A 17,652-nucleotide genomic window follows, 5' to 3' on the forward strand; every position below is an offset into this window, starting at 1 on the left:
GGCACGCACTTGTGGCCAGAAGGATTGCCGCCAGCCCAGCATAGAGCCCGAGGGGGAGGCCCGGTTGGGCACGCCTGGACTGACGGCGCTGCATCAGGGGGTCAGCCCGCATTGATACGGCGATGGATACTTCGTACAGACTTGAAAGTCCGAGACTGAGGCCGTCTTGGTGGCTCCGCCGTATCGTGAGGCCGCCGCGATGGTGTTTGGTCCAGGGGCTGCACTTACATCGAATGTTGCGAGGTCGTACCTCAACTCGGTCGCAGGACCGGACGAAGCTGCGGCCCATGCGTTCACTCCATCCGGATCGACAAGCCGGAGGATGGTTCCTGTTCGATGCCATTGGAACTGCTTGGCGGCGATGGTGGCTCCTTGCCGGCCATCAAACAGCAGCAGGGTTACAGACCCATTGGCCGGGAAGGCTATGGATGAACCCGAGACGTCGATTTCGAACTGCGCGGCGTCTGGTACTTCTGATGTCGACGCCAGCAGAATCCGCTCGAACCAAGGTAGGCCGTCGCGTTCGCCTCCGCCGATCTTGCCTCCAATCCTGCCTTCCATCCGGCACTTCTTGGTTTCTTCGCACGATGCGCTCAACTGCCACTCCATTGGCCCGCAGCCAGTAGAGGTGAGGGTGATACCGACAGCTGCCACGATAAATCGTAGATTGCTCATTGGTATCCTCCATGTTGGACTTCGATTGACCGATCAGCTCAACCTGCTGTTTCGGCAGTCAATCCGTATCGGCTCAGGCTCGATCAGGCAATCAGAATTGTTTCAAATACCTCCAGTAGTTGGTTCGGAGCCACATTTGACGCGCCAGACAAATGCACAGGTCGTGCCAATGGCGACACTTGTGTCTCCAGCCGCACCACGTGGTGGAGGCGCTTCTGCGTCAGCCCATCAGATAGCGCAGCACACCCGCTGAGACCACGCCGATCAGTACTGTCGGCAGCATCGACAACCGCGTGGCGGCCAGCAGGGTGATCGCCAGCGCGGCGAGGTCAGCCGGCTTGTCGGCGACGAAGTCCGGGGCGATCACCGAGATCAGCACGCAGCCCGGCGCGGCTTCCATCACTGTCACCGCGCGCTTGCTCAACGTGCGGTTGCGCAGCGCGAGGAAGCCGACGATGCGGGTCAGGTAGGTGGCAGCGGCCATCAGCACGATGGTCAGCACCGAGGTCCAGTGGATCAGTCCGTTGAAGATCATGCCGCGTCCTCCGCCAGCAGCCAGGCTGCCGCCAGGCCGGCCAATGCGCCGCTGGCCACGTACCATGCGCCCGGGATCAGCAGGTAGGTGGCCGCGGCCACCACCAGGCTGACCAGCCACGGACGCGCCGCTTTCATGCCCTGCCACATGCCGCGCAGCAGCACCAGGAACACGGCGGGGAAGGCCATGTCGAAACCATAAGCGTGGATGTCGCCCAGCATCGGGCCGACGATCGCGCCGAGTGCCGTACAGGCCACCCAGACCGTGTACAGGCCGGCCGAGACGCCCAGGTAGTAGGAAAGGCTGAAGCCGAGCGCACGGCGGCGGGCGTCGGCCACGCCCATCGCCCAGCTTTCGTCGCACATGAAGAACAGGGCCGGCAGCACGCGGCGGCGCGGCAGGTGCTGCAGCAACGGGGCCAGGCTGGCGCCCATCAGCAGGTGGCGGCTGTTGACCAGCGCGGTGATCGCCACGATCAGCGCGATGTGCGGCGGCGAGCTCCACAGTTCGACGGCGGCGAATTCCGAGCCACCGGCGAAGTTGAGGCCGGTCATCAGCGGCACTTCCAGTGCGCTCAGGCCCTTCTGTGCGGCCTGGGCGCCGAGCACCAGGGCGAACGGAATGAAGCCGATCATCACCGGCACGGCAGCGCGAAGGCCGCGCAGGAATTCGGCACGCGGCGCGGTATCGCAGGTGTCGGGCAGGGGGAGGGTGGTACGGGCGTCCATGGAACGGCACAACGAGGTGGGGGTGGCCCATGCTAGCGGCCCAATCGCGAAATCGGGTTGCGTTGATGCCATCCGATTCGGGAATATTGAGATTCCATGCGGCCAAGGTCGCCAAAGGTGAAATCCAATGCAGTACCAGCTCGACAACCTCGATCGCCGCATCCTCGACGCCCTGCAGCGTGACGGCCGCCTGCAGAACCTGGAGCTGGCACGGCAGGTGGGCCTTTCGCCCTCGGCCTGCCTGCGCCGGGTGCGATTGCTGGAGGAGGGCGGCTACATCGACCGCTACGTGGCCTTGTTGAACGAGGCCAAGGTGGGCCGTGGTTTTACGGTGTTCGTGCGGGTGTGGCTGCGCGGACAGGACGAGGACACCACCAATCACTTCATCAACAGCATCAAGTCTTTCCCGGAAGTGCTTGAATGCCATCTGATGGCGGGTGACTGCGACTTCCTGCTGCGGGTGGCGGTGGCCGATCTTGATGCCTACCGGCAGTTCCAGATGCAGCACCTGAACCGGATTGCCGGGGTGCAGAACACCAAGACCGAGATTCCGATGCAGCGGATCAAGCAGACCACCCAGCTGCCGCTTTGAGGAATGGGTGGTTCCCGGCCGGGTTGCACCCGGCACCCGCGGTAGTGCCGGTCGCTGGCCGGCAACCTCAGAAGCAACAGCCGAAGCAACAGCGTGTATTCCGTGGGATGGCGGGGCGGGTCCGGTTGCAGGGGACGCCGTAAACCCCCAGGCCGGCCCAACCGCTGGCGGCTGGGCGTTCGGGCGCTTGCGAAGCAGTGCTTCGCAAGCAAAGCGCCCTCACCCATGGGGGCTTGGCCGCGGCATCCATGCCGCGGACACCCCTGCAACCGGACCCACCCCGCCTTCGACAGTTCCCCGCGATCTTTCGGGGTCGGATCCCGTTGCTGCGCAACGGGCTCTGACCCCAGGAGCAGATGAAGCAGATGAAAATGTCTGTTCAATTCATTGATGCCTGATGCGTGACTGGCTTCTTGGAGCCCGGCCCGACGTTGGTCGGAGGCAGCAGTCATCGCAATGACATCTGGCACCGGTACGGTTTGAGCCCGCTTGCTGGTCGCGCGCGGGCCGGGGTTCCGGTCGTGGCGCGCGTCCACTGCAGCTGCTGTCGCTGCCGAGGGTCATGTGTTCTACGTCAGGGGGCTGAATGGACACCATGCGGTCAGAACTTGGAAGGTGGCCATCGCCGCATGGCTGCTGCTGTCCTTTGCCGCTGCCGGGCACGACGGTGTTCATGCCTACGACATCCCTGCGCAGCCGCTGGAACAGGCGGTCGAACGCTTCAGTGTCATCAGTGGGTGGTCGGTGATGTACCCGGGTGACCTTGCCGCCGGGCGCAGCAGCCACGCGCTGAGGGCCAACCTGCCGCCACTCCCCGCGTTGCAGGCGCTGCTGCAGGACACCGGCATCGAGGCCGAGATGATCGGCGAGCAGCGCGTGGTGCTGCGCCGGGGCACGCCCTCGGTCGCCGAACCAGGTGTTGGCACCGGCCTTCCCGAGGCCGAGCGTCGGCGTCGCTATGGTGGGCTGCAGCAGCGCCTGCGTGCGGCGTTCTGTGACGACCCCGAGATCGCGCCCGGCCGCTACGCCGCGACGCTGCGCTTCCACGTCGACAGCGAAGGCCAGGTGCATGCGCCCGAGCTGCTCTCAGGCAGTGGCAGCGCCCGCCGCGATGCACGCCTGTTGCAGGCGTTGCAGGGCCTGGTGCTGGCGGCCGAGGCCGCTGCGCTGCCGCAGCCGGTAACGCTGCAGATCCGACCTTCCGGTACCGACCACGACTGTGGCCGGCGCTCGCCCCTTCCATGACTTCAAGGATTCGAACATGAGCAACGGTACGGCTGGGGCAGTAGACCTGATGGACCACCTTCTGGGGGCCTACGACGAGCTGAAGCGCCGTCTGGTGCGCAAGCTCGGCTCGGAAGAACTGGCCGGTGACGCGCTGCAGGACACCTGGATGCGTCTAAGTGCTCGTCGTGACCGGTTGGATGCGGTGCAGAACCCGGCGGCCTACCTGTTGCGCATGGCGATGAACACGGTGATTGATCGCCAGCGGGCCGATCATCGCCTGCTGAGCCTGGAAGAAGTGGATACGCTGATGGACATGGCCGACCCAGGCCCGGGCCCGGCACAGGCCGCCGAGCTCGAGTTCGCGCTGGAGGACATGGTTGGCCTGCTGCAGCGCATGCCCGAGCGCCGCCGTCGCATCCTGCTGGCGATCCGCGTTGATGGCCTGCAGCAGCGTGATGTGGCCGATCACCTCGGCGTGTCGCTGCGGCTGGTGCAGCGTGAACTGAAGGCGGCACAGGACTACCTGGCCGAGCGCAGCGGGCAGGGGCGCCAGGTGCGGTTCTGAGCGGCGGCATCCGTCTACACTTTGACGCCGAGCAGAACCCCGCAGCGTGCGGGTCCGGCATGAGCCCCCATGGATCCTGACGATCGCCCGCAACGCCCGCTGGATGCCGTCGAGCGTCAGGCCCACGCGTGGGTGGTGCGCCTGACCTCGGGCGAAGCCACCGCCGCCGACGGGCGCAGGTTCCGGGCGTGGTGCGAGGCCGATCCTCTCCATCGTGAAGCATTCGGCCGTGCGCGCCGGCAATGGGAGCAGGTGCGCCTGGCCGGCGAGCAGCTGCCCGCCGCTGCGCGCCAGCCAATTGCCGCGAGTCCGGCGCAGCGCTGGAGCCGTCGTGCCTTCCTCGGTGCAGCGATTGCCGCCCCGGCCAGTCTGGTAGTGGTGGCGGCGATCCGCCCACCGCTGGGGCTGTGGCCATCGGTGACGTCGATGGCGGCCGACTTCCATACCGGCACCGGTGAGCGGCTGCAGATCACGCCTTCGCCACAGCTGAAGATCGAGCTGGACACCCAGAGCAGCCTGCGCCGCCGTGCGGATGCGCAGGGCGAAGGCTTCGAGCTCGTACAGGGCCAGGCCGCGATCGAAACCCAGCCTGGCCTGCGCCTTGCATTGTTCGCTGGACCGGGCTGCGTGATCGCTGATGAAGGTGCGGTGCGCCTCGACGTACGCAACACCCATGGCCAGGTGCGGGTGACCTGCCTGCATGGCAGCGCCCGCATCGAGCATCCGCAGGGCCGGCTGCAGCTGCAGGCGGGCCAGCAGACCCAGTACGACGAGCGCCTCAGTGGCGTGGTGGCCGAGGCCGTGGCCTCGGACGTGAGCGCCTGGACCGAAGGCATGCTGGTGTTCCGCCGCGCGCCGCTGCGCGAGGTGGTGGACGAGATCAACCGCTATCGCCGTGGCAAGGTAATGCTGGGCGAATCGGCATTGGCCCGCGCGCCGGTCAGCGGCCGCTTCCGCATCGATGATCCCGATGCAGCGCTGGAGCAGCTGCGACTGACGATGTCACTGGATCTGCGTCGCTTTCCGGGTGGCATTGCCGTCCTTGGTTAGATGAAGACGCTGCCCGTGCGTGTCGCGCGGGGCTGTTGCAAGCAAGGAGAAGCCAAGGATGCGCAACGAGACCATCGGTGTGCTGGATCTGCGTCGCAACCTGTCGGCGTTGCTGGAAACCACGCAGCGGCGGCCGTTGATGGTGCATCGCTATGGATCGCCCTGGGTGTGCGTGGTGTCCGATGCGCACTGGCAACAACAAGCAGTGCTGCTGGAGTTCGATCCGCAGTCCCACCCGTTGGCGATGCTGCTGCGCCTGCAACAGCAGGCTGTGCCGTTGCCCGAAAGTGGCGTGTTGCCGCCGGCGGCGATCGCCCGTGCGCTGCTGCTGGCGCACATGCATGGCATCGATGATCTTCCGCAGCTGCACGAGCAGGTTCAGCAGCAGCGCCTGTGGCACTGGTTCGTGGCCGGCGGCCATGGCGTGATGGACGGCTGGCAGCTGCCAGCGCTGCGTGTCGCGATGGCGTCATGGCTGGATGACGCAGGCATGACCGATGTGCTGGCAGCGTTCGCGCAGCGCAGCGACGTGGCGGTGCTGGCGCGGCGATGCGGTGGCGACGCACCACGGCTGGACGGCGAAACCTGCAGGCGGATGACGTTGCTGTGACGCTGCGGATGAAGCGCCACCCAGTGCACAGAGATGCATTCGCGTTGTCGCTTCACCTGCCTTGTCGACGTCTTCTCCAGAGTACGACGCACCACGCGTCGCGGAGCACAGGCGGCGCTGATGGCAGACAGTCGCAGGATCAACATGCTGGAACTGGATCGCCACCTGAGCCAGTCGCTGGAACAGGCGCGGCATGCACCATTGAACGTGCAGCGCTACGGGCATTCATGGGTCTGGGTGCTGTCCAGCGACGCCTGGGCCGACGCCGCGCGCTGGGCTGCACTGGACAGTTCGTCGCATCCGCTGCTGGCATTGCGCAGGGCGCTCGACCCGCAACTGCGGCCCTGGCCCGAATGTGCGGCGGCGCTGCTGCCGCTTGAGGCCGGTGATGTACGCGTGCTGCAACGCGCGGCATTGCTGGTGGTGATGCGCGGCCTGAACAGCGCGCAGCGCGTGTACGACGACCTGCGCTACCACCAGGCCTACCGGCAGTTCATCGGCCTCGACCACGGCACGGCCTGGTCGCCGATGCAGTGCGTACGCCTGTTGCAGGCCTGCGCACATCCACTGCTGCGGGCCTGTATCGACGGCACGCTGGGCAGCCTTCCATCTCCGTTGCTTGAAGCGGCGTGTGCGCCAGCAGTACGTGCTGCACCGCTGCAGGCACAGCCGCAGCGAATAGCAGGCGGATGTTTATCGTACTGACACATGCACCGCTGACCATGGCGCAGCGGTCTCTTCCAGGATGATGAGGGCGGAACAATGGCAAGGCAGGTGGGTGGTCGCAGGGCTCGGCAGCAGGGTTTCAGCCTGATCGAGATCATGGTGGTGGTAGTGATCATCGGCATCCTTGCCGCATTGATCGTGCCGCGTTTGATGGATCGCCCGGACCAGGCGCGCGTGGTTGCGGCGCGCCAGGATATCGCCGCGCTGATGCAGGCCTTGAAGCTGTTCAAGCTGGACAATGGCCGCTACCCCAGTGCCGAGCAGGGCCTGCAGGCACTGGTGAAGCCACCGCAGGGCAGCGGCACGATGCCGGTCACGCCGTACCTGGACCGGCTGCCGAATGATCCGTGGGGTCACCCGTACCAGTACCAGATTCCCGGCACCCATGGCGACATCGATGTGTTCTCGCTGGGTGCGGACAGCAAGCCCGGCGGTGACGCCGGGAACGCGGACGTCGGTTCCTGGCAGCTCTGAGGCGCGCCGATGGCAGCCCGGAAGTGTTCGGTTTCGTGCGCCCGCCAGCGTGGCATGGCGGTGATCGTGGCGATGCTGGTGGTGGCGTTGGTGGCCGTGATCGCTACCGCGCTGCTGACCCGGCAGTCGGCGCAGCTGCGCGCGCTGCGTGGCGACCAGCTGCGCGCCCAGGTGCGCATTGCCGTGGATGCCACGCTGGAGCGTGCCGCGCAGCAGCTGCGTGAGGACGTGCGGGAACAGTTGACCACGGTCCGCAACGGGCGCTGGGCGCGGCCATTGCAGCTGCAGGCGCCGTTGCCAGTGCAGCTGCAGCTGGTCGATGCGCAGTCCATGTTCAACCTGCGCAACCTGCTGGCCTACGGCAAGCCGGACCCGGAAGCGCGGCGCGCGTTCATCGCGTTGTGCTCCGGACAGGGCCTGGGGCAGGGTGTCTGTGCGTCGGCGGCGGACCACATCCAGGCGCGCCTGCGCGATGGCGATGTCCAGGCGCAGGCCCCGCTGCCGCGTGAATCACTGATCGAGCAGGCCTTCGCGGGTTCCGATCCAATGGCCGTGCAGGCGTTGGCACGGCGCACCGTGGTGCTGCCTGCGCAGACCCTGGTCAACGCCAACACCAGCGATCTCAGCGTCCTGCAGGCGGTCGTACCCAGTGTCGAGCCCGGGCGCCTGCAGGCGCTGCTCGGTGAGCGCGATGGTGGCCATTGGCTGCTCAACCGCGGCGACATCGCCAATCGGCTTCAACTGAGCAACGCGCAGATGGCGGTGGTACCGCTTGGCATCCATAGCGAGTGGTTCCTCGCCGTCGGCCAGGTGCAGGCCGATGGCAGTGTGGTCGACTTCCGCGCGCTGATCTGGCGCGAGTATCGCGACGACAGTGTGCGCGTGCAGCGTGTGTGGACGAGGATCGGTGCATGAGCGTGCAGCTGAGGGTGCGCCTGCCGGCGCTGGAACGCCTGCGTGCCGACAGTGCGGTTGAGTGGGCGCAGTTGCACAAGGGTGTGGTGCTGGCCAAGGGCCGCGACGCATTGGCCGTGCTGGGTCAGCGTCATCCGCAGGCAGGGGTGCTGGCCTGCCTCGACCCGCAGGATCTGATCCTGCTGGAGCTGCAGCTGCCGCCGCTGTCGGGCCGCAGGCTGCAGGCCGCGCTGCAGGGTGAAGTGGAGGCGATGCTGCTGGATGACCTGCAGGAGGTCGCGCTGGCGCATGGTGCCCAGGCGGCCGATGGCAGCGTGCCGGTGGCCTGGCTCGGGCAGCAGGCGATCATGCAGGCGCAGCATCTGCTGGCGTCGTGCGGCCTGCAGCTGCAGGCGCTGTATCCGACGCCGCTGCTGCTGCCGTGGAAGGAGGCCCAGGCCACGCTGCAGGCCTGCGGCGAGCACCTGCTGGTGCGCAGCGGGCGCGATCGTGGCTTTGTGCAGTGGTGCGGTGGGCGCGACGTGGGGGCGGTGCTGCAGTCGCTCGCGGCGCGCCTGCAGCAATCCGGGGTGCAGGCCGTGCAATGGATCGACAGCGTGCCGTCGGCGTGGCCGGAGAGTCTGCCGGCAACCGTGGTCGCACATGAACTGCAGGCGTGCGGCCCCCTGCCAGCGTGGTCGTTGCCACTGCCGGGTCGCAGCAGGCAGGCACCGCGGTTGGCAATCGGCCTGGCAGTGGCGGCGCTGGTGCTGGCGGCGCTGGGCCTGCAGCTGCAGGTCTCGCGCTGGCGCAGCGAGGGCGAGGCGCTGCAGCAGGACATGGCGCGGCAGTTCAGTGCGCGCTTCCCGGAGATCACCGATGTGGTGGACCCGGTACTACAGGCGCGGCGCGCGCTGGCGGTGCCGTTGCCGGCGCCGCCGTTGCCACCGGTGCAGCGGCAGGTTGCCACCACTCTGCAGGCAGTGCCCGAGCTGGGTGGTCAGGTGCGTGGTCTGCGTTACACGCCGGGCCAGCTGGAACTGGAGCTGGATGACAACGCACGGATATTGGCCGATGACGCACAACGGCTGGAGCAATGGCAGCAGGCCGTACAGGCGCAGGGTCTGCAACTGGTACGGGACGCGGGCGGACGCCTGCGCGTGAGCGGGGGCGGGCAGTGACTGCCAGGACGCTGCGCCTGGGCGAAGGTCTGGCCGGCCTGCAGCAGCGCTGGCAGCGCCTGCCGCCGCGCGACCGGCTGATGCTGTGGGTGATGGTGGTGGCGCTGCTGGCGGCGGGTCTGTGGATGTTGTGGCTGGAGCCACTGCTGAAGCAGCGCACGCATTGGCAGGCCGAACTGCCACGGCTGCAGGCGCAGGCGCGCGTATTGGCGCCGCTGCTGCATGCCCGCGAACGCCAGCAACTGGCGCAGGGGCATCAGCCGACGCTGGCTGGGCTGCGCGGACAGATCAAGACCGCCGGCCTTGCCGACGGACTGCATATCGACGCACGCGACGGGCGCTGGCACCTGCAGGTGCAGGCGGTGCCCGCTGACGCGCTGTGGAACTGGCTGCTGCCCGTGCTGGCCGATCCGGCCATCGAACTGCAGCAGCTGCAATTGACACGCACAGGGGACGCGAACATGCCGGCGGCACGGATTTCCGGAGACATCGTGATGGTACCCACCGTGGGTGACCATCCATGAGGGTGATGCACAGCCTTGCCTGCAGCACCGCGCTGGCCCTGGTGGTGGGCATGGCCCACGTTCCGGCGCCGGTGCTGGCGCAGGACGCCCGGGATGAGCCGGTGCAGTTGAATCTGGTGGAGACCGATATCGGTGGTGTACTGCGCATGGCGGCGCGCTTCACCGGTCGCCAGTTCCTGGTCGACCCGCGGGTGACCGGCAAGATGACCGTGGTCTCTGATGGCCCGGTCAGCCGTACCCAGGCGTACCAGTTGCTGCTGGGCGCACTGCGCATGCGTGGCTTTGCTGTGGTCGAGAACGGCGGTGTCAGCCGGGTGGTGCCGCAGGCCGACGCCAAGCTGCTCGGTGGCCGTGTGGGCGCCGGCGGGGCCGGCGGCGAGGTGGCCACGCGCACCTTCGCGCTGCGCTACGAGAATGCCGCCGCGCTGGTAGCGGTGCTGCGGCCGATGATCAGCCCGGACAATCCGATCACTGCCAACCCGGGCAACAACACCCTGGTGATCACCGACTACGCCGACAACCTGGAACGCATCGCGCGGGTGATTTCCAGCGTGGACACACCGGCAGGCATGGACACCGACGTGGTCAAGCTGCAGCAGGGCATCGCTGTCGACGTGGCGGCGATGGTCGCGCCGCTGCTGGATGCGCAGGGTGCCGAACCCAGCCAGAAGGTGGTGGTGATGGCCGACCCGCGCAGCAACAGCGTGCTGCTGCGCTCCAGCAGCCCCGGCCGTACCCGCCTGGCGCGGCAGCTGGTGGAGAAGCTGGACAAGGCGCAGGACGAGTCCGGCAATCTGCATGTGGTCTACCTGCGCAATGCCCAGGCCAACCAGCTGGCCGGTGTGCTGCGCGGTGTGGTGGCCGGGCAGAGCGATGCACCGGCAATGGGCAGCAACGAAGGCGTCACGCCGCTGCCCGGCGACGCCAACCGCGCCACGCCGGCGCAGCCATCGCAGCCACAGCAGGCCAAGACCGGTGGCAATGCACTGGAATCACAACGGCTGGATCCGAATCGCCGTGATCCAATCGACGCTGGCAGTACCGGTTTCAGCCAGAACGGCATCTCGGTGCAGGCCGACGTGGCGACCAACACGCTGCTGATCTCGGCGCCCGAGCCGGTGTACCGCAACCTGCGGCGGGTGATCGACCAGCTCGACCAGCGCCGTGCACAGGTGCTGGTGGAAAGCCTGATCGTGGAAGTCAACCAGACCGACGCGGCCGAGCTGGGCGTGCAGTGGATGTTGGGTAATGGCCGCACCTTCGGCGGCACCCATTTCGGTGGTACAACCGGCGGCAGCGGCCTGAACACCGCCGCGCGCACCACTCTGGACGTGCTGCCCAAGGACGGCCTGAAGATCGGCGTGATCGACGGCACCATCAACCTGCCCGGCGTCGGTCAGATCCTCAACATGAAGGCGCTGGCCAACGCGCTGCAGAGCAAGGGCGGTGCCAACATCCTGTCCACGCCGAACCTGATGACGCTGGACAACGAAGCGGCCAGCATCATGGTCGGCCAGACCGTACCGTTTGTCAGCGGGCGCTACGTGACCGACGGTGGTGGCGGCAGCAACAACCCGTTCCAGACCATCGTGCGCGAGGACGTGGGCCTGAAGCTGCGGGTGCGCCCGCAGATCTCCGAGGGCGGCACGGTAAAGCTGGACATCTACCAGGAAGTCAGCAGCATCGACGCGCAGAGTGCGAACAGCACGGCCGGCATCATCACCAACAAACGCGCCCTGGATACCAGCGTGCTGCTGGACGATGGCCAGATCATGGTGCTCGGTGGGCTGCTGGAAGACAGCGTCAGTCATGGCCGTGATGCGGTGCCGGGCCTGGGCAAGATTCCAGTGCTGGGCGCACTGTTCCGCAGTGACACCCGCAAGCGCGCCAAGACCAACCTGATGGTGTTCCTGCGCCCGCACGTGGTGCGTGACCCGGCTGCCGGCCAGCGCCTGACCCGCGACCGCTACGACTACATGCGCAATGCACAGGTCGGCGCGCAGCCGGTGCAGAGCTGGGCATTGCCGGCGCTGTCGGCGCCGCAGCTGCCACCTCAGGACCTGTCTGTGCTCGGCCAGGGCAATGCGCGCGATGGACAGGGCCAGCCGCTGCAGAACACCAGCCTGGCGGCGTTGTATCCGGCCGGTGAGGGCGATGCCCAGCTGGTGCAGTTCGCACAGGGGCTGGACCCGGCGCGTGCCAGCCAGGGCGTGGCGCAGGTGCGTGCACTGGGCCTGCAGGCCTATGCCGAAGCGGCGCCCGGCGAGAGCGGGCAACGCCTGCGCGTGCGATTGCCACGCGATCCGGCGACGCTGGACCCGGCACTGCAGCAGCTGCGCGGGCTGGGCTACACGCCGGAACTGGTGATCGGGCCGTGAGCGCCGCCGCACCGCTGCCGTATGCCTGGGTGCGCAGCCATGGCGTGATGCTGTCCGAGGCCAGCGGCGAACCCGTGTTGCTGGGCACCGCCGAAACTGCGGCGTGGGCCGTGGCAGAACTGCGGCGCCGGCATGGTCCGCTGCCGTTCCAGGCGCTGGATGCTGCGACCTGGCAGCAGCGGTTGGGTGAGCAGTACCGTGATGGCGGCGATGCCGCTGCCGTGGTCGGGGCTGCTGAAAGTGAAGTGGATCTGGACCGGCTGATGCAGGACATGCCGGAGGTCACCGATCTGCTGGATGCGCAGGACGATGCACCGGTGATCCGCATGATCAACGCGCTGCTGGCACAGGCCGCACGCGATGGCGCCAGCGATCTGCACATCGAGCCGTTCGAGACCCACTCGGTGGTGCGCTACCGGGTGGACGGCACCCTGCGCGACATGGTGCAGCCGCGGCGCGCACTGCACGCGGCGCTGGTATCGCGCATCAAGATCATGGCCCACCTGGATATCGCCGAGAAGCGCCTGCCGCAGGACGGGCGCATCGCGATCCGCGTGGGTGGGCGGCCGCTGGACATCCGCGTCTCCACCGTGCCGACCGGGCATGGCGAGCGCGCCGTGCTGCGACTGCTGGAGAAGGATGCCGGGCGCCTGCAGCTGCAGCGCCTGGGCATGGCCGATGACACCCTGGCCACGTTCACCGGATTGATCCGGCAGCCGCACGGCATCGTGCTGGTCACCGGGCCGACCGGCAGCGGCAAGACCACCTCGCTGTACGCGGCGCTGGGCCAGCTCGACAGCAGCACCAGCAACATCCTCACCGTGGAAGACCCGGTGGAGTACGACTTCGCTGGTATCGGCCAGATCCAGGTCAACGCGCGCATCGGCATGAGTTTCGGTACCGCGTTGCGTGCGATCCTGCGCCAGGATCCGGACACCATCATGATCGGTGAGATCCGCGATCTCGAGACCGCGCAGATTGCCGTGCAGTCGTCGCTGACCGGCCATGGCGTACTGGCCTCCCTGCACACCAACGACGCGATCTCGGCGGTGACCCGCCTGGCCGACATGGGCGTGGAACCGTTCCTGCTGGCCTCGTCGCTGCGCGGCGTGCTGGCGCAGCGGCTGGTGCGGCGGCTGTGCACGCAGTGCCGGCGCGCCGAGGTGGACGACGAGGGCCGTACCGTGTGGCTTGCAGTGGGCTGCGCGGCCTGCGCCAACAGCGGCTATCGCGGGCGAACCGGTATCCACGAACTGTTCGTGGTCGATGACCGGGTACGCGCGTTGATCCATGAAGGGCAGGGTGAGCCCCCGCTGCGCGAGGCGGCACGGCGTGCCGGCATGCGCACGTTGCGGCAGGATGGCCAGCGCTGGGTCGACAGCGGGGTGACCACGCTGGAAGAGATCCTGCGCGTTACCGGCGACGATTGAGGCCTGCATGGCACTGTTCGACTACCAGGCTGCCAACGCGCAGGGCCGCATCGAGAAGGGGCAGTTGGATGCCGACAGCCCGCGCGGTGCGCGCCAGCTGTTGCGCGGGCGCGGGCTGACCCCTGTGCAGGTAAGCGCCGCGCGCAGTGCCGGCAGTGGCTGGGGCGCTCGCCGGCTGTCTGCCAGCGAGCTGGCCTGGGCTACGCGCCAGCTGGCCAGCCTGCTGGCAGCCAGCCTGCCGTTGGAAGGCGCATTGAGTGCGGTGATCGAGCAGGCCGAACGCCCCCATGTTGCGCAGGCGCTCACCGCGGTACGCGCCGACGTGCGCGCCGGCCAGCGCCTGACCGTGGCGCTGGCAGCGCGGCCACGCGATTTTCCGCCGATCTATCGGGCGCTGGTAGGAGCAGGCGAAGACTCCGGCGATCTGGCACGGGTGATGGAGCGCCTGGCCGACTACATCGAAGAACGCAATGCGCTGCAGGCCAAGGTACTGACCGCCTTCATCTATCCAGCGGCGATCAGCCTGGTATCGGTGGCGATCGTGATCTTCCTGCTCAGCTACGTGGTGCCGCAGGTCGTGACTGCGTTCGTACAGGCGCGGCAGACGCTGCCGATGCTCACGCAAGTGATGCTGGCCGCCAGCGCGTTCGTACGCAGCTGGGGCGTGTGGGCGGGGCTGGGCATCGCTGCGCTGGTGGTGGCCTGGCGGTTGGCCCTGCGCAAGCCCGAGCTGCGCCTGCGATGGGACGCGATGCTGCTGCGGGTGCCGATGGTCGGGCGCTTCGTGCTGGGCGTGAACAGTGCGCGCTTCGCCTCGACATTGGCGATCCTGCTGGATGCTGGCGTGCCGCTGCTGCGTGCGCTTGAAGCTGCCCGGCAGACCCTGGGCAATGCGTTGCTGGCGCGTTGTGCAGATGATGTGTCCGCGCGAGTGCGCGAAGGTGCCGCGCTTGGCTCTGCGCTGAAGGTGCAGAAGGTGTATCCGCCGATCCTGGTGCACCTGGTGGCCAGTGGCGAGAAGACCGGTTCGCTGGCGCCTCTGCTGGATCGCGCCGCGCAGACGATCTCGCGCGAGATCGAGCGTCGCGCGATGGCACTGACTGCGTTGCTGGAGCCGACGATGATCCTGGTGATGGGCGGCGTGGTGTTGACGATCGTGCTGGCGGTGCTGATGCCGATCATGGAAATGAACCAATTGGTGCAGTGATGCGCGACGCCCATCACGGGTAGCACCGGGCCATGCCCGGCGAGCGCGCAGCGCGGGACGCTTTCGATTCTCCACACAATCCTCCACACCTTTTTTCGATCTTCCACAGGTTTCTTAAGCGGCCTGTCATCGGCGCAGACCAGCATGGACACGTCGCCGCAGAGTGGGCTGGGAGGCCCTCGGCGGCAGCAGGCGTGTAGTGACCGTTCCTCCCTTGGTGTTTCCCTTCGCAGTAAACCCTTCAGGAGAAGATCATGAACAAGTACAAGACCCTGGCCGCGCTGGTTGCTACCGCGCTGCTGGCCACCGCCGGTGCCGCTTCGGCGCAGACCGCCGTCACCGGTGGCGGTGCCTCGCTGCCGGCCGACCTCTACAAGGGTTCGGCTGACAGCATCCTGCCGGCCAACTTCAGCTACGCCGTGACCGGCTCGGGTACCGGCAAGAAGGCCTTCCTGGAAAACAACTCGGCGCTGTTCTCCACCACCGGCACCGTGCACTTCGCCGGTAGCGATTCGGTGCTGAGCAGCACCGAACTGAACACCTACAACAGCACTTACAACGTGTCCGGCGATGCCAACCGCTACGGCGCCCTGGTGCAGATTCCGTCGGTGGCCACCTCGGTCACGATTCCGTTCAACAAGGCCGGTTCGGCCGTTGACCTGTCGGTGACCCAGATCTGCGGCATCTTCTCCGGCAAGATCACCAGCTGGAGCCAGCTGGCGGGCCTGGGCCGTACCGGTGACATCCAGGTCGTCTACCGTGGCGAAAGCAGCGGCACCAGCGAACTGCTGACCCGCTTCCTGACCAGCGCCTGCCAGCCGGCTGACGTGTCGGGCAGCAACCTGAAGTTGACCAACGGCGTGCCGGCGTTCTCGGTGCAGTCGACCTTCGCCAACCTGTTCACCACCGTGCCGTCGAACTTCATCGCCGCACCGGCCACCGGTGGCACCGCGCTGTACAACGCCGTCTATGCCGTTGACGGCCGCGTTGGCTATGTCGGCCCGGACGTCATCCCGAGCCTGACCGACGCCACCAAGGTCGCCAAGGTCAAGGGCTTCTCGCCGGATGAAGTGAGCGTGCAGGCCACGCTGGAAACCGCTGCGCCGCCGACCGGTGCCGCTGCCGAGAACCCGGCGAACTGGGTGCCGGTGTTCGGCAACCCGAGCGCGGGCTATCCGATCGCTGGCTACACCAACTTCGTGTTCGGCCAGTGCTACAAGAACGCCACCGTCGGCGCCAACGTGCGCGGCTTCCTGACCCGCCATTACGGCAGCACCGTGGTCAACGGTGTCGAGCAGGGCCCGAACGACGTCGCCATCCGCGCGCACAAGTTCATCCCGCTGACCAAGGCCTGGCGCGATGCGGTCCGTGCTCGCTTCGCCACCGCCACCAACGCCGGTGCGGTGAACAATCCGAGCACCTGCTCGGGCATCGGCCGTCCGCTGTAACTGCGACATAGAAGTGTTCTCCGCGTGCGCCGGCCGTCAGGCCGGCGCACTGCGGTATGAACGACCGTATCCAGACAAGGCATGGAGTTGCCAATCTCATGAACTTGCTATTGAAGGCTTTCTGGCTCGCCAGTTGCGTGTTGGTCGGAACGCTAGAAGCAGATGCCCAAATTCTTGTCCAGGGCGGTGGCGCGACAATGCCCGCAGCTCTGTACCAAGGCAGTCCGGACAGCATTCTTCCGACCTCGTTCAGCTACGTCCCTACCAGCTCGGGCGTCGGCAAGCGGGCATTCCTGAGCAATGAGCCATCACTGTTTTCGACGACGGGGACTGTCCACTTTGCTGGCAGCGATGCGGTACTGAGCAGCACCGAGTTGTACAGCTACAACAGCACCTTCAACCGGGCTGGTGATCCCACCCGTTATGGGGCATTGATCCAGATTCCGGTTGCGCTGGCTCCGGTGATTATTCCCTTCAACAAGCCTGGTTCAGCAATTGACCTGTCGGTCACCCGGATCTGCGGGATATTCTCCGGCAAGATCACCAACTGGTCGACCATCGACAGCGCCCGCACCGGCACCATTCGGGTTGTCTACCGTGGCGAGAGCAGCGGCGCCACTGAATTGCTGGCCCGTTTCCTGACCAGCGCCTGCCAGCCGGCCGATGTCTCAGGCACCACGCTGAAGCTGACCAACGGCGTGCCGGCGTTTTCGGTGCAGTCGACCTTCGCCAATCTGTTCACTAGTGTTCCCGAGAACTTTGTTGCAGCTCCGGCGTCCGGTGACGCGGCGGTGTACGCCGCCATTTTTACGACCGTCGGAACAATGGGATACACAGGTCCAGACCTGTCTCTTGATCTCTCGGATGCTACTCGAGTTGCACAGGTCAAGGGCTTCTCTCCAAAGGACGTGAGTACTCAAGCGACACTGGACAACGTGCCACCGCCGGCCGGTGCCGCTGCCGAGAACCCAGCGAACTGGGTGCCGTGGTTCGGCAACCCGAGCTCAGGATATCCAATCGTGGGTACCACCAATCTCCTGTTTGGGCAGTGCTACAAGGATGTACTGTTGGCCGCAAGAGTCCGCGGAGCGCTTTCGCGACTCTACGGCAGTGTCGTGGTCAACGGCGTCGAGCAGGGCCCGAACGATGCCGCCATCGGCGCGCACAATTTCATTCCGCTTAACAAGGCCTGGCGTGATGCGATCCGTATGCGTTTCGTGGCCGCGAGCAACCCCGCTGCTTTGAACAATCCCGGCACCTGCTCGGGCATCGGCCGTCCGCTGTAACTGCAATTGCTTTGGTAGTTGCAGGAAGTGCACAAGGGCGCCGGCAGCAATGCCGGCGCCTTCTGCGTATGTCCGCTGCATGACCGTGATGCGCCTGTCGTCTTCACGCCGCCGCCACCGTC

Annotated in this window: 18 protein-coding genes; 15 read left to right on the forward strand and 3 right to left on the reverse strand. The window is 66.8% G+C overall.

Annotated elements, in window-relative coordinates; translation table 11 throughout:
* Window positions 1-93: 93 nt before the first annotated feature.
* The 3 genes from V9K93_RS14555 to V9K93_RS14565 all read right to left on the reverse strand — a co-directional run bounded on the left by V9K93_RS14555 (window position 94) and on the right by V9K93_RS14565 (window position 1,938).
* Entirely contained in the window at window positions 94-675 is a 582-nt protein-coding gene (locus tag V9K93_RS14555; protein WP_337302772.1) for a hypothetical protein, read from the reverse strand.
* Window positions 676-895: 220 nt separating this feature from the next.
* Entirely contained in the window at window positions 896-1,210 is a 315-nt protein-coding gene (locus V9K93_RS14560) for an AzlD family protein (protein WP_005409898.1), read from the reverse strand.
* Window positions 1,207-1,938: an AzlC family ABC transporter permease gene (locus V9K93_RS14565; protein WP_136637903.1), complete on the reverse strand. Its 732-nt coding sequence runs from the start codon at window positions 1,936-1,938 to the stop codon at window positions 1,207-1,209. The genes V9K93_RS14560 and V9K93_RS14565 overlap by 4 nt, the downstream gene beginning before the upstream one ends.
* 127 nt (window positions 1,939-2,065) lie before the next feature.
* Between V9K93_RS14565 and V9K93_RS14570 the strand changes: the two genes are divergently transcribed.
* From V9K93_RS14570 to V9K93_RS14640, 15 genes are all read left to right on the forward strand, one after another.
* Window positions 2,066-2,530: an Lrp/AsnC family transcriptional regulator gene (locus tag V9K93_RS14570; RefSeq protein WP_005409896.1), complete on the forward strand. Its 465-nt coding sequence runs from the start codon at window positions 2,066-2,068 to the stop codon at window positions 2,528-2,530.
* A 564-nt stretch (window positions 2,531-3,094) separates the two neighbouring features.
* Window positions 3,095-3,775 carry an STN domain-containing protein gene (locus tag V9K93_RS14575; protein WP_136637904.1) on the forward strand — a complete coding sequence of 227 codons (681 nt, stop codon included), beginning with the start codon at window positions 3,095-3,097 and terminating at the stop codon, window positions 3,773-3,775.
* 16 nt (window positions 3,776-3,791) lie between these two features.
* A complete protein-coding gene (locus V9K93_RS14580) occupies window positions 3,792-4,322 on the forward strand; it encodes an RNA polymerase sigma factor (RefSeq protein WP_006370838.1) in 531 nt (176 codons plus the stop codon).
* 69 nt (window positions 4,323-4,391) lie between these two features.
* Window positions 4,392-5,372 carry a FecR family protein gene (locus tag V9K93_RS14585; protein ID WP_337302773.1) on the forward strand — a complete coding sequence of 327 codons (981 nt, stop codon included), beginning with the start codon at window positions 4,392-4,394 and terminating at the stop codon, window positions 5,370-5,372.
* Between the two features lie 58 nt (window positions 5,373-5,430).
* Entirely contained in the window at window positions 5,431-5,982 is a 552-nt protein-coding gene (locus tag V9K93_RS14590; protein ID WP_295381342.1) for a hypothetical protein, read from the forward strand.
* Window positions 5,983-6,102: 120 nt separating this feature from the next.
* Complete coding sequence (locus V9K93_RS14595) at window positions 6,103-6,687, forward strand: hypothetical protein (protein ID WP_136637907.1); 585 nt, start codon at window positions 6,103-6,105, stop codon at window positions 6,685-6,687.
* A 57-nt stretch (window positions 6,688-6,744) separates the two neighbouring features.
* Entirely contained in the window at window positions 6,745-7,182 is a 438-nt protein-coding gene (gene gspG / locus V9K93_RS14600; RefSeq protein WP_006370834.1) for a type II secretion system major pseudopilin GspG, read from the forward strand.
* Window positions 7,183-7,191: 9 nt separating this feature from the next.
* Complete coding sequence (gspK, locus tag V9K93_RS14605) at window positions 7,192-8,097, forward strand: type II secretion system minor pseudopilin GspK (protein WP_337302774.1); 906 nt, start codon at window positions 7,192-7,194, stop codon at window positions 8,095-8,097.
* Window positions 8,094-9,257, forward strand: a complete 1,164-nt coding sequence (gene gspL / locus V9K93_RS14610; RefSeq protein ID WP_136637910.1) for a type II secretion system protein GspL — start codon at window positions 8,094-8,096, stop codon at window positions 9,255-9,257. The genes gspK and gspL overlap by 4 nt, the downstream gene beginning before the upstream one ends.
* On the forward strand, window positions 9,254-9,781 hold the full coding sequence (locus tag V9K93_RS14615) for a type II secretion system protein M (protein ID WP_136637911.1): 528 nt from the start codon (window positions 9,254-9,256) through the stop codon (window positions 9,779-9,781). Before gspL ends, V9K93_RS14615 begins: the two co-directional genes overlap by 4 nt.
* Window positions 9,778-12,159: a type II secretion system secretin GspD gene (gspD, locus tag V9K93_RS14620; protein WP_337302775.1), complete on the forward strand. Its 2,382-nt coding sequence runs from the start codon at window positions 9,778-9,780 to the stop codon at window positions 12,157-12,159. The genes V9K93_RS14615 and gspD overlap by 4 nt, the downstream gene beginning before the upstream one ends.
* Window positions 12,156-13,589 (forward strand): type II secretion system ATPase GspE, encoded by a 1,434-nt coding sequence (gene gspE, locus V9K93_RS14625; protein ID WP_136637913.1) that lies wholly within the window; start codon window positions 12,156-12,158, stop codon window positions 13,587-13,589. Before gspD ends, gspE begins: the two co-directional genes overlap by 4 nt.
* Before the next feature lie 7 nt (window positions 13,590-13,596).
* Window positions 13,597-14,796 (forward strand): type II secretion system inner membrane protein GspF, encoded by a 1,200-nt coding sequence (gene gspF / locus V9K93_RS14630; RefSeq protein WP_107379712.1) that lies wholly within the window; start codon window positions 13,597-13,599, stop codon window positions 14,794-14,796.
* 254 nt (window positions 14,797-15,050) lie between these two features.
* Window positions 15,051-16,244 carry a substrate-binding domain-containing protein gene (locus V9K93_RS14635; protein WP_049403384.1) on the forward strand — a complete coding sequence of 398 codons (1,194 nt, stop codon included), beginning with the start codon at window positions 15,051-15,053 and terminating at the stop codon, window positions 16,242-16,244.
* A 98-nt stretch (window positions 16,245-16,342) separates the two neighbouring features.
* Complete coding sequence (locus V9K93_RS14640) at window positions 16,343-17,530, forward strand: substrate-binding domain-containing protein (protein WP_295381370.1); 1,188 nt, start codon at window positions 16,343-16,345, stop codon at window positions 17,528-17,530.
* Window positions 17,531-17,652: the final 122 nt, after the last annotated feature.

The organism is Stenotrophomonas sp. CCNWLW162 (assembly GCF_037203745.1).
GTDB classification, from domain to species: Bacteria; Pseudomonadota; Gammaproteobacteria; order Xanthomonadales; family Xanthomonadaceae; genus Stenotrophomonas; species Stenotrophomonas maltophilia_AQ.

What these genes read in the sequence shown, in the direction of transcription:
- V9K93_RS14555 (WP_337302772.1), bottom strand. Translation starts at nt 675, where the DNA reads ATGAGCAATCTACGATTTATCGTGGCAGCTGTCGGTATCACCCTCACC.
- V9K93_RS14560 (WP_005409898.1), bottom strand. Translation starts at nt 1,210, where the DNA reads ATGATCTTCAACGGACTGATCCACTGGACCTCGGTGCTGACCATCGTG.
- V9K93_RS14565 (WP_136637903.1), bottom strand. Translation starts at nt 1,938, where the DNA reads ATGGACGCCCGTACCACCCTCCCCCTGCCCGACACCTGCGATACCGCG.
- V9K93_RS14570 (WP_005409896.1), top strand. Translation starts at nt 2,066, where the DNA reads ATGCAGTACCAGCTCGACAACCTCGATCGCCGCATCCTCGACGCCCTG.
- V9K93_RS14580 (WP_006370838.1), top strand. Translation starts at nt 3,792, where the DNA reads ATGAGCAACGGTACGGCTGGGGCAGTAGACCTGATGGACCACCTTCTG.
- V9K93_RS14585 (WP_337302773.1), top strand. Translation starts at nt 4,392, where the DNA reads ATGGATCCTGACGATCGCCCGCAACGCCCGCTGGATGCCGTCGAGCGT.
- V9K93_RS14590 (WP_295381342.1), top strand. Translation starts at nt 5,431, where the DNA reads ATGCGCAACGAGACCATCGGTGTGCTGGATCTGCGTCGCAACCTGTCG.
- V9K93_RS14595 (WP_136637907.1), top strand. Translation starts at nt 6,103, where the DNA reads ATGGCAGACAGTCGCAGGATCAACATGCTGGAACTGGATCGCCACCTG.
- gspG (WP_006370834.1), top strand. Translation starts at nt 6,745, where the DNA reads ATGGCAAGGCAGGTGGGTGGTCGCAGGGCTCGGCAGCAGGGTTTCAGC.
- gspK (WP_337302774.1), top strand. Translation starts at nt 7,192, where the DNA reads ATGGCAGCCCGGAAGTGTTCGGTTTCGTGCGCCCGCCAGCGTGGCATG.
- gspL (WP_136637910.1), top strand. Translation starts at nt 8,094, where the DNA reads ATGAGCGTGCAGCTGAGGGTGCGCCTGCCGGCGCTGGAACGCCTGCGT.
- gspD (WP_337302775.1), top strand. Translation starts at nt 9,778, where the DNA reads ATGAGGGTGATGCACAGCCTTGCCTGCAGCACCGCGCTGGCCCTGGTG.
- gspF (WP_107379712.1), top strand. Translation starts at nt 13,597, where the DNA reads ATGGCACTGTTCGACTACCAGGCTGCCAACGCGCAGGGCCGCATCGAG.
- V9K93_RS14635 (WP_049403384.1), top strand. Translation starts at nt 15,051, where the DNA reads ATGAACAAGTACAAGACCCTGGCCGCGCTGGTTGCTACCGCGCTGCTG.
- V9K93_RS14640 (WP_295381370.1), top strand. Translation starts at nt 16,343, where the DNA reads ATGAACTTGCTATTGAAGGCTTTCTGGCTCGCCAGTTGCGTGTTGGTC.